Here is a 10,585-nt window from a genome sequence, read left to right as displayed (position 1 = left end):
CGGTCGTAACGGTGAGATCTGGCTGTACTCTTCGCTTGAGAATCGGTGTCTTTCGAGGGCGCGGCTGCGGCGGAGCTGAACGCCTTCGGAGGTACGGACTCCCGCGTCGTTGGGCGGGGGGCGCAGGGCACGGATCGCCCTGCCTCCCCTCCCTGGAAGGGAGGGGCCGGTGGTGGGTTGGCCCGTGGCTGGGTCTGTTCTCTCCGCATGCCGACCCACCCCCAACCCCTCCCTTTCAGGGAGGGGAGTGACGGACGATCGATCCCGAACCAAGGGGCCATCAGCCTATGGCTGGGGTGTGGGCTCCCGTCATGCCGAGCCACCCCCTACCCCTCCCTTTCAGGGGGGAGTGACGGACGATCGGTTCCGAACCAAAGCGCCGACGCGCGCGATGTCATCCTAATGTCGACGCGGGCGTAAATGAAATCGCGCGTTAACTAAATCTGCGCTAGGCGACGCCATGGGCGAAATCGAACGGCAGGTTCCGGCAGGATTGATCGAGCAATGGGCGGTACACCTGCGCCGCCAGCGCTCCCGCGCAGCCGATACGATCTGGCTGATCGATAACGGTTTTTCGATCCACGATGGCAGGAACGGCGTTCCGACCGAAGATGCCTCCGCGCGGGTGCGCGCGGAGCAGGAAGCGGTCGTTGCCGAAGTCAGCGCGCTGCTCGACCAATATGACGCGATCAATCTGCGCGGCTCGCTGTACCAGGCGGACTGAGCCCCACGCGGCGCGACCTGCGGTCAGGACCCGGACCGTACCGTCTTCCCGGCAGCGCCTTCGAGCCAGATGCGATCGTGCCCGAGATCGAGCAGGACATCGCGTCCGGCGAAGGTCTGCCAGCCGACGACCGGTAGCGCCTCCGCGCCGGCATCGCGCTGGACCTTGCGGTCGATCGGTCGCGCCGCCCCGAGCGTGACCGCGACCTTCGCGCCATCCGAGATCCGGGCGAGGTCCGCGGCAGCCGCGGGAACTTGCACTTCCGCCGTACTGGCGAAATCGAGGATCGCGGTTTCGCCCGCGATCCCCGCCACGGTCGCTGGCACGGTCCAGCGCCCATCGGCGCGCGGTGTCAGCGGGATGGCGGTACGCCCGCGCGTCGCCCCGGCGGCTTCGGAGGGGAGCAGCAGACGGATCCGGTGCCGCTTCAGATCGACGTCGATCATATGGTCCAGCATGTCGCGCCCGATCCGCAGATCGACGTCCTTGGGGAGCGTGGCGTCGGACACGATCTTCGCGTCGACGCGCATCTCCTCGGCACCGATCCCGATGTCGATGCGGTCGCGGGCGCGGCGTCTGGCGGTGGCATCGCCGTCGCCCGGCAAGTGCACCTTCTGCGACAGCCGCGCGCTCACCGCGGACACCGCCGCTTGTGGCGCCAGCATCGCACGGACATGCTCCCGATCGACACGCGCGGTGAACGTCAGCGTCGCGGCGACGAGAACGATCTTGCTGCTGACGCCGCCGACCAATCCGCCCATCAGGATTCCCCCCGGTTTGCTGGCGCGATCACCCCGCCCCCGACCGCCTGGTACAACGCGACGGTGTCGGCCAGGCGCATCGCGCGCGCCTGGATCAGCAACGCATTCGATTGCGCGCTTGCCGTCGTCGCGTTGAAGACGGTCAGTGTCCCTACCCCGCCAAGCGTCAGTTGCCGGCGCGTGAACGTCAGGTTCTGCGTCGCCGCATCGTTCGCGCGGGTTGCGGCGTCGAGCGCGGTCGCATCGGTACGGAGCCCCGACAGGCTGTCGGCGACGTCGGCGAAGGCCTGCAACGCGGCGCTGCGATATTGCGCTTTCGCCCCGTCGAGCGCCGCTTCCGCGGCGCGTTGTTGCGCGCGCAAGGCCCCGGCGTGGAACAGCGGTTGCGTCACCCCGCCGAGCAGCGCCCAGAACGGGTTCCCGCTGGCGAACAGGCCGCCGATATCGAGCGCGGTGCTGCCCCCGGTGGCGGTCAGCAGGATGTTGGGCAGACGCGCTGCGATCGCCACGCCCACATCCGCGCCCGCGCCGCGCATCTGCGCTTCGGCGGCGCAGACGTCGGGGCGCGCGGCGACGATCTGCGCGGGCAGACCGACCGGGAGCGTATCCGGCAGCGTCAGCGTCTCCAGCGCCGGCAAGGGCGGGAGCGGCAGGCCGGGCGCGACGCCGAGCAGCATCGCGATCAGCGTGCGCTGATGATCGCGCTGGCGGATCAGCGGGGGGAGCAACGCTTCGGCGGTCGCGAGCACGGTCTGTTGCGCCGCGACGTCCGCCGCGCCGATATCGCCCAGCCGCTCCCGGCGGTTGAGCAATTGCAGGATGTCGCGATTGCCCGCGATACTGTCGTTCGCCGCGGCGATCTGCGCGGAGAGCGACGCGTGCTGGATCACCGCGAGCACGAGGTTGGCGACGATCGTCGAGCGCGCGGCGAGCAGCCGGTCCGCGGCGACCTCCGCCGCCGCGCGCGCGGACCGCGTGCGGTTACGCGACGCGCCGAACAGGTCGAGCGGATAGGTGACCGAGAGCTGCGCGGTGTGCAGCGAGTAGAGCGTCTGGCTGGGATCGGCGAGCGGGCTTTGCAGCGCCTTGGACACGCGCGCGCGCTGGCCCTGGTAGGACAGATCCGCCTGCGGCTTCCCCGCCGCCGCGGCGACCGTCACCTGCGCCTGCGCCTGGCGGAGTGCGGCGTCGGCGGTCGCGAGTTCGTTATTGGCGTGGAGCGCGCGGTCGACCAGCGCGTCGAGCGCGGGATTGCGGAACCGCCGCCACCATTCGGGATCGAGCGCCATGCCCGGCTGGATCGTCTGGTCGACGCCGCTGGTCGCGGTGATCCGTCCGGCCTGGGTCGGCGGCGCGAGCGACAGCGCGGTGGTCGGGTGCTGCGGGCCGACCGTGCAGCCGATCAGCAGCAGCGGGACGGCGATCGAAAGCCGCTTCATGCCGGTTCTCCCTGCGGCGCACCGGGATGCGGATGATGCCCGACGTCGCGACCGTGCGCGCCGCGATCCTCGGGGCCGACATGCCGCGAGAAGCGCCCGATCAGCACTGGCAGCACCAGCAGGATCAGGATCGGCGCGAGCCCCATCCCGCCGACCACGACGAGCGCGAGCGGCTTCTGCACTTGGCTGCCGATCCCCGACGAGATCGCGGCGGGCAGCAGCCCGATCGCGGCGGCGAGGCAGGTCATCACCACCGGGCGCAGGCTGGTGCGGACCGTGCCGGCCAGCGCCGCGTCGCGATCGAACCCCTGGTCGATATGCTGGTTGAAGGTCGTCACCATCAGGATGCCGTCCATCACCGCGATCCCGAACAGCGCGACGAAGCCGATCGCCGCCGAGATGCTGAACGCCGTGCCGGTCAGCGCGAGCGCGAGCACGCCGCCGATGATCGCCATCGGGATTACGCTGAAGCTGAGCAGCGTGTCGCGGACCGAGGAGAAGTTGGCGTAGAGCAGCACCAGGATTAGCACGAGGCTGATCGGGACGACGATCTCGAGGCGGTTGACCGCGCTGGTCAGGCTGCCCAGTTCGCCCGCCCATTCGAGACTGTAGCCCGGCGGCAGCATGATCGTCTTCGCGATCCGCGCCTGCACCTCGTCCACCGTGCCGCCGAGATCGCGCCCGCGCACGCTGAACTTGATCGGGACGTAGCGTTCCTGATGCTCGCGGTAGATGAACGACGCGCCCGTCGTCAGGCGAACGTTCGCGACTTCGGACAGCGGCACCTGGACCGACCCGGTCCCGGTCGGCGACGGTGCGCCGATCGTGATCCGGCGGAGCGCCTCGAGGCTGTCGCGCTGCGCGTCCTTCAACCGCACGACGATCGGGAAGTGCCGGTCGGTGCCGCGCTCGTACAGGTCGCCACCGCTTTGCCCGCCGATCGACGCCGCGACCGCGGTGTTGATGTCGTCCGGGGTGAGGCCGTAGCGCGCCGCCGCGCCACGATCGATGTCGATCTGGACGGTCGGCTGGCCGAGCGAGTTGGAGATGCCGAGATCGGCGACCCCGCGCACCTTCGCCATCTGGTCGCGGATCTGCTCCGCCAGATGCTGCAGCGTCGGGAGGTCGGGGCCGAACACCTTGACCGAATTGGCGCCCTTCACACCGGACGAGGCTTCCTCGACATTGTCCTGGATGTATTGCGAGAATTCGAAATCAACGCCGGGGAATCGCGCGTGCAGCCGGTGTTGCAACTCTGCGGTCAGCGTTTCCTTGGTGACGCCCGCGGGCCATTGGTCGGCGGGTTTGAGGGGCGTGTAGAATTCGGCGTTGAAGAAGCCGGTCGCATCGGTGCCGTCGTCGGGGCGGCCATGCGTCGAGATGACGCGTTGCACTTCCGGATAGGCGGCGATCATGTCGCGGATCGCGTTGACGGAGGGTTGCCCCGCCTCAAGCGAGATCGACCCCGGCAGCGACGCGCGGATATAGAGATTGCCCTCCTCCAGATGCGGCAGGAACTCGACCCCGAGCGAGCGCATCCCGACCAGCGCGGTGACGAGCAGCAACGCCGCGCCGCCGAGCGTGACGATCCGGTTGGACAGCGCGAACGCGGCCGCCGGCTCATAGACCGCGCGGAGCTTGCGCACGACCCAGGTCTCGACCTCGTCGAGCGAGTCCGGGAGGAGCAGTGCGGACAGCACCGGCGACACCGTGAAGGTCGCGATCAGCCCGCCCGCGATCGCATAGGCATAGGTCTTCGCCATCGGGCCGAAGATGTGGCCCTCGACCCCGGTCAGCGTGAACAAGGGGATGAAGCTCGCGATGATGATCGCGGCGGCGAAGAAGATCCCGCGGCTGACTTCACTCGATCCGTGGAGGATCGCGGAGAAGCGGCTTGCAGGCGTTGCGTGGGTATGGCCGCTGTCGATCGCGGCGGAGCGTTCGACCATGTGGCGGAAGATGTTCTCGACCATGATGACGCTGGCATCCACCACCAGCCCGAAATCGAGCGCACCGAGCGACAGCAGATTGGCGGATTCGCCCTGCACCGTCAGGATCATCACCGCGAACGCGAGCGCGAACGGGATGGTCAGCGCGACGATCACCGCGCTGCGCAAATTGCCGAGGAACAGCCACTGGAGCACGAAGATCAGCAGGATCCCCTCGACCAGATTGTGCATCACGGTGTGCGTCGTCACGCCGATCAGTTCGGACCGGTCGTAGATCCGTTCGAGCTTGACGCCGGGGGGCAGGATGGCGCTCGCGTTGATCGTCTCGACTTCTTTCTGGACCGCGTTGATCGTTGGCATCGACTGCGCGCCGCGCTGCATCAGCACGATCCCCATGACGATGTCGTCGTCCAGCCCCTCGCCCGCGATGCCGAGCCGCGGGGCGTTGCCGATCCGGAGCGTCGCGACGTCCTTGACCAGCACCGGGTTGCCGGCATTGGTCGCGACCAGCGCGTTGCGGATCGCGTCGGTCGACTGGATCAGCCCGACGCCGCGGACGATCGCCGCTTGCGACCCGAAGTTGATCGTCTGCGCGCCGACGTTGCTGTCGCCCTTGCCGATCGCGGCGAGCACTTGCGCCACGGTCACGCCGTGCGCGACCATCCGGTCGTTGTCGACCACCACCTCATAGGTGCGCAACTTGCCGCCCCAGCCGGTCACGTCCGCGACGCCGGGAATGCGCTTGAACCGGCGTTGCAGGACCCAATCCTGCAACGTCTTGAGGTCCATCACCGAATAGCCCTTGGGCGCGCTGATGCGGTAGCGGTAGATTTCGCCGATCGGGCTGGTCGGCGAGATTTGCGGCTGCGCGCCGCCCGGCAGATTGCCGAGCTGCGACAGGCGCCCCAGCACTTTCTGCTCGGCGCCGGCGAAGGTATAATCGTAGCTGAACTGGATCCGGATGTCGGACAGGCCGAACAGCGAGATCGAGCGGACGGCCGTGATGTGCGGGACGCCCGCCATCGCCACTTCGATCGGGATCGTGACGTTGCGTTCCATCTCCTCGGCGGAGATGCCGTTGCTCTGCGTCAGCACCTCGACCATCGGGGGAACCGGATCGGGATAGGCCTCGATATTGAGATTGTAGAAGGCGATCCCCCCGGCCAGGATCAACCCGACCAGCAGCATCAGGATGAGGACGCGCTGGCGCAGCGCGAAACCGACGATGCCGTTCACGTCAGAGTCCTGCTTCGTTGACGAACAACGCGCCGGACGTGACGATCCGCTCGCCCGGTTTCAGCCCCGCGACGATATGGTCGACCCCGCCGCTGCTGTCCGCGACCTGGACCGGACGCGCGTAGAGATAGCCCTTGGGTCCGGCGACCCACACGGTCGCCTTGTCGCCTTCGTGGATCACCGCATCGGCGGGGACGTAGATCCCGGTGGGTTCGCCGCTGCGCTGCTCGATCGTGAAGTTCGCGAACATCTGCGGTTTGAGGGCATTGTCGTCGTTGCGTACGGTCGCGCGGACCGGGAGGCGGTGCGTCGCGGGATCGAGCGCGGCGCCGATATTGTCGATCACCGCGTCGAACACGCGACCGGGATAGGCTGGCGTGGTGACGCGGACATGGTCGCCGAGATGGACGCTCGCGGCATCGCCCTCGGCAAGCTGTGCGATCAGCCAGACGCGGCTTGCGTCGGCGATCGTCATCAGTGGCTTGTCCCCGCCCGCGGTGACATACTGCCCGGGCGCGACGTCGCGCGTCGCGATCGTTCCGGCGACCGGCGCGCGGTACACGGTCTGCGACGAAATCGCATCGCCGCCCGCCTGGATCCCGCGGATCTCGGTCGCGCCCTTCCCTAGCAACGATAGTTTGTCGCGCGTCGCCGCCAGCGCGGCGTCGGCGGAGCGGAGCGCGGACTGCGCGGTGACCAGATCGCTTTGCGCCTGACGGTAATCCTTGAGCGCGCCGCCCGCTGTCTGGTAGATTGCGGCCTGGCGGGTCGCGGTATCCTGCGCGATTCGGACTTGCGCGGCGGCGGTCGCGCGCTGGGCGCTGGCGGTGAGGAACTGGTCGCGCGCCTCGACGAAATCAGGGGACGCGATCCGCAGCAACGGCTGCCCGCGCACGACCTTCTGCCCGGCCTGGACGAACACTGCCGCGACTTGCCCCGAGAAGGGAAGCAGCACCGGCGTGCTGCTGTCGCCATTGACCGCGATCGTCCCCGTAGCCTGGATTCCGCCGACCGCGGATCCGTCGCGCACCGTCATCAGCTTCATCGCGGCAAGCTGGTCGCGTGTCGGTGCGAAGGACCCGGCGGGGGCTGCGTGCGTCACGGGCTCGGCGGGTTTGGTCGCGGCGCGGATGATCGCCACCAGCACGAAGATCGCGACGATGATCAGGGCGGCGACCCCCAGCAGCCGGAATTGGGCGCGGCGGTCCAGCTTTGTTGGGGTCGGCAATACAATGCCGTGGTCGGTCGTTGCCGTCATCTCGATGTCAAACTCGCTTGCGAGGCATGTCGTCGCGGCGCACTAGGAGGCTTGGCTTACAGCAGGCTTACAGACCTATTTTTACCCGAAAGGTTTCTGCAAGAGCGGGTTGGCAGGAAAGTCCGGGGCAAGACGATGCGGTTGTTGATGGTGGAAGACGATCGCGAGCTGGCCGAGGCGCTCGCCGCCGCGCTCACGCGGCGGGGCATTGCCAGCGACCATGCGGCGACCGCCGGGGACGCGTTGCAGATGGCCGCCGCGGCCCGGTACAGCGCTGTCGTCCTCGATCTCGGCTTGCCCGATGCGGACGGGATGGAAGTCCTGCGAAGCTTGCGGGCGCGGCATGATCCCGTCCCCGTCATCATCCTGACCGCGCGCGGGGATACCGCCGCGCGGATCGGCGGGCTCGATCACGGCGCCGACGATTATCTGGCCAAGCCGTTCGACGTCGAGGAACTGGTGGCGCGGCTCCGCGCGGTCCTGCGGCGGCAAGGCGGGTTCGCGGGGACGGAACTCGCGGTTGGGAATCTGCGGTTCGATCCGTCGGCGCGGGCGCTGACGGTCGAGGGTCAGGCCGTGCTGCTGTCCGCGCGCGAACTCGACCTGGTCGACGTGCTGTTGCGCCGGTCGGGGCGGGTCGTGGTCAAGGCGACGATCGAGGACCAGCTGTTCGGCTTGTCGGAGTCGCTCGGATCGAACGCGGTGGAAGTCTATGTCCATCGCCTGCGCCGGAAACTGGAACAGGCGGGTGCGACGATCGTGATCGAGACGATCCGCGGGGTTGGCTATATGCTGCGCGCGGCGGCATGAAGATCGGCTGGCCGCGGTCGCTGATCGCGCGGATCCTGCTTCTGGAAGGCGGCGCGATCCTGTTGGTGCTGGTGCTGATCCCGTTGCTGACCGGATCGGTGCTGCATCGGACCAAGGCGGTCTATCAGAAGGAACTGCTCGTTTCGCAGGCGCAGGCGATCGCGGCGGAGGTGACGGTGGCGGCGTCTCCCGGGCGCGTGCTGCTCCCCCCGGCGCTCGAGGCGCTGTACGCGGGCACCTATGACGGCCGCGCCTTCGCCATCCTTGGCGCTTCGGGATGGATCGTGATGGCCAGTCCCCACGCTGGCGACGTCCCGTGGAGGGTCGTTCCCAGAGGGCGCGCGCCGCAAGCGGTCAAGCGCGGCAGTTACGTCATGGTCAGCGTGCCGGTGCGAGTCGGCGCGACGCCGTTGTGGATCCTGGTGTCGCAGGACGAAACGCGTCCGGGGGCGATCACCGACGATATCACCCGCAGCTTCCTCACCCGCTATCTCGCGGTGTTGCTGCCGATCCTGCTGCTGCTCCCGCTCGTCAACAGCGTGCTGATCGCGCTGCTGGTGCGCACCGTGCGCACGGTGTCGGCCAGTGCCGCCGCGATCGGTCCGCGCAGTTTGCATGTCCGGCTGCCCGATGCGGGCTTGCCGACCGAAGTGCGTCCACTGGTCGAGGCGACCAACGGCCTGATCGAACGATTGGAGCAAAGCTTCGCCGCGCAGGCGGAATTCGTCGGGAACGTCGTCCACGAACTGCGCACCCCGCTGGCGACGCTGCGCATTCAGCTCGATTCGGTTGGGGACGACAGGTTGCGTACTGCCCTGCTCGCGCAAACGGACCGTGTCTCGCACGTCGTGTCGCAACTCCACGATCTGGCGCGCGCGGACGCGATCCTGGGGGAAGACCTGCTTGCGGTCGACCTGGTCGCGGTCGCGCACGAGACGCTGAGCGAGGCTGCCGCGAAAATGCTGGCAAGCCAGCACCCGGTGACGCTCGACGCTCCGGCCGAACCGGTCTGGGTGCGCGGAAACCGCGTGCTGCTGTCGATCGCGCTGTCGAATTTCCTGACCAATGCCGTCCGCCACACGCCCGCCGGAACACCGATCGAAATCGCGGTCGACCCTGCCGGTGCACTGATCGTCACCGATCACGGGCCGGGGATCACGGTCATGGACCGCAGCTTGCTGACCCAGCGGTTCTGGCGGGCCGACCACAAGCGTTCCGACAGTGCGGGGATCGGCCTGTCGATCGTTCAGCGGATCGTCGACCTGCACGACGGCCATCTGGACATTGGCGATGGCCCCGGCGGCGGGGCGCGCTTCGCCATGGTCATTCCACTGGCTGCGGGATAGCCCACGTCCGGTCCCGCGGTGCCTCGCCCGCCGATCCGTCGCCGAGCGGTTTGCGGGTTGCGGTCGGGAAGGCGAATTGCAAGGTCGCGACGGTCGTGCCCGAGATGCGCGCATAGGCGATCGTTCCGTCGAGCTGGTTCGCCAGCATCACCAGCAGGCTGCGCCCGCGACGCCCCTTGGCCTCGCCTCCGCTGAACCCCGCGCCGTTGTCGGTCACGATCAGCTCGACGCAATCGGGGCGAAAAGTGTGCCGGTGCAGATACAGCAGGACTTCGCCGCCATGGTGATCCGGGAAGGCGTGTTTGCGGACGTTCGTCAGCATTTCATTCGTGATGAGGCCGAGGAGGCTCAGCGTGCGGATCGGCAGACGGAGCGTCTCGTCGATGTCGGTGCGCAGCGAAATCGAACCGAGGCTGAGGGTGGAGAGCTGCAGGTCGTCGCAAAGGTCGAGGAGGAACTGGCGGGCGGCGACGGCGTCCTGGGTATCGCGGTCGCGGACTTCCAGCCGCTGATACACCCGGCCCAGCACGACCAGCCGGCCGCTGATGTCCGCCAGAACCGCGCGCGCTTCCGGGCTGGTCGCGTCGCTCGCCTTGATCGCGGCCATCGATACCATGATCGACAGATCGTTCGACAGCCGGTGCGCGAGTTCCGAATGCGCCACGCTGCGCCATTCGGCGACGTTCCGGCTGGCTTCGGCTTCCGCCGCCAGCGCCGCGGAAAGCGTATCCCGGCGGCCGACATACCACGCCATGATCGCCCCGGTGGCGATCACCGCGATCAGGCCCATCGCATGATCCGGATCGCTGACCGCAAACCCCTCGCCCGGGAGGATGAAGGCCAGTTCGAGCGCGCCGACCGCAACCGCGACCGCGGTCGGCATCCGCCCGCCGAAGAAGGCGATGATGGCGAACGCGAGGCACGTCATCGCGAAGGTCGGCGCGGCATTGTTGGGCGCGGCAAGCGTGCACCCGGTGATGACCATCGAGACGAAAACGATCGCGAGGATCGTCGCGACGATGGCACGAACCCAGCGGGACGTCATGACCAATCCTCCAAGCA

At 68.2% G+C, this 10,585-nt stretch carries 8 protein-coding genes; 3 read left to right on the top strand and 5 right to left on the bottom strand.

What is annotated here, in order from left to right; genetic code table 11:
- The first annotated feature begins 460 nt into the window (after positions 1-460).
- Positions 461-724 (top strand): hypothetical protein, encoded by a 264-nt coding sequence (locus QBJ92_RS18065; RefSeq protein WP_277971081.1) that lies wholly within the window; start codon positions 461-463, stop codon positions 722-724.
- A 23-nt stretch (positions 725-747) separates the two neighbouring features.
- On the opposite strand, the gene QBJ92_RS18060 is transcribed toward QBJ92_RS18065, so the two are convergent.
- Genes QBJ92_RS18060 through QBJ92_RS18045 form a run of 4 tightly spaced genes read right to left on the bottom strand, consistent with a single transcriptional unit; the run spans position 748 to position 7,367 of the window.
- The gene (locus QBJ92_RS18060; RefSeq protein WP_277971080.1) at positions 748-1,485 is read right to left on the bottom strand and encodes a hypothetical protein; all 738 of its coding nucleotides are present in this window, start codon (positions 1,483-1,485) and stop codon (positions 748-750) included.
- Positions 1,485-2,924, bottom strand: a complete 1,440-nt coding sequence (locus QBJ92_RS18055; RefSeq protein ID WP_277971079.1) for an efflux transporter outer membrane subunit — start codon at positions 2,922-2,924, stop codon at positions 1,485-1,487. The genes QBJ92_RS18060 and QBJ92_RS18055 overlap by 1 nt, the downstream gene beginning before the upstream one ends.
- Entirely contained in the window at positions 2,921-6,109 is a 3,189-nt protein-coding gene (locus QBJ92_RS18050) for an efflux RND transporter permease subunit (RefSeq protein WP_277971078.1), read from the bottom strand. Before QBJ92_RS18050 ends, QBJ92_RS18055 begins: the two co-directional genes overlap by 4 nt.
- 1 nt (position 6,110) lies before the next feature.
- Positions 6,111-7,367 (bottom strand): efflux RND transporter periplasmic adaptor subunit, encoded by a 1,257-nt coding sequence (locus QBJ92_RS18045; RefSeq protein WP_277971077.1) that lies wholly within the window; start codon positions 7,365-7,367, stop codon positions 6,111-6,113.
- A 135-nt stretch (positions 7,368-7,502) separates the two neighbouring features.
- Between QBJ92_RS18045 and QBJ92_RS18040 the strand changes: the two genes are divergently transcribed.
- Together QBJ92_RS18040 and QBJ92_RS18035 are read left to right on the top strand one after the other, a co-directional pair.
- The gene (locus QBJ92_RS18040; RefSeq protein ID WP_277971076.1) at positions 7,503-8,177 is read left to right on the top strand and encodes a response regulator; all 675 of its coding nucleotides are present in this window, start codon (positions 7,503-7,505) and stop codon (positions 8,175-8,177) included.
- Positions 8,174-9,523: a sensor histidine kinase gene (locus QBJ92_RS18035; protein ID WP_277971075.1), complete on the top strand. Its 1,350-nt coding sequence runs from the start codon at positions 8,174-8,176 to the stop codon at positions 9,521-9,523. Before QBJ92_RS18040 ends, QBJ92_RS18035 begins: the two co-directional genes overlap by 4 nt.
- Here QBJ92_RS18035 and QBJ92_RS18030 read toward each other — a convergent pair.
- The gene (locus QBJ92_RS18030; protein ID WP_277971074.1) at positions 9,501-10,568 is read right to left on the bottom strand and encodes a sensor histidine kinase; all 1,068 of its coding nucleotides are present in this window, start codon (positions 10,566-10,568) and stop codon (positions 9,501-9,503) included. The two genes, QBJ92_RS18035 and QBJ92_RS18030, sit on opposite strands and share 23 nt — an antisense overlap.
- Between the last annotated feature and the right edge of the window lie 17 nt (positions 10,569-10,585).

The organism is Sphingomonas echinoides (genome assembly GCF_029623395.1).
Lineage (GTDB): Bacteria > Pseudomonadota > Alphaproteobacteria > Sphingomonadales > Sphingomonadaceae > Sphingomonas > Sphingomonas echinoides_A.
This window is presented reverse-complemented; position numbering and strand designations above follow the sequence as displayed.

What these genes read in the sequence shown, in the direction of transcription:
- QBJ92_RS18040 (WP_277971076.1), top strand. Translation starts at nt 7,503, where the DNA reads ATGCGGTTGTTGATGGTGGAAGACGATCGCGAGCTGGCCGAGGCGCTC.
- QBJ92_RS18045 (WP_277971077.1), bottom strand. Translation starts at nt 7,367, where the DNA reads ATGACGGCAACGACCGACCACGGCATTGTATTGCCGACCCCAACAAAG.
- QBJ92_RS18065 (WP_277971081.1), top strand. Translation starts at nt 461, where the DNA reads ATGGGCGAAATCGAACGGCAGGTTCCGGCAGGATTGATCGAGCAATGG.
- QBJ92_RS18055 (WP_277971079.1), bottom strand. Translation starts at nt 2,924, where the DNA reads ATGAAGCGGCTTTCGATCGCCGTCCCGCTGCTGCTGATCGGCTGCACG.
- QBJ92_RS18060 (WP_277971080.1), bottom strand. Translation starts at nt 1,485, where the DNA reads ATGGGCGGATTGGTCGGCGGCGTCAGCAGCAAGATCGTTCTCGTCGCC.
- QBJ92_RS18035 (WP_277971075.1), top strand. Translation starts at nt 8,174, where the DNA reads ATGAAGATCGGCTGGCCGCGGTCGCTGATCGCGCGGATCCTGCTTCTG.
- QBJ92_RS18030 (WP_277971074.1), bottom strand. Translation starts at nt 10,568, where the DNA reads ATGACGTCCCGCTGGGTTCGTGCCATCGTCGCGACGATCCTCGCGATC.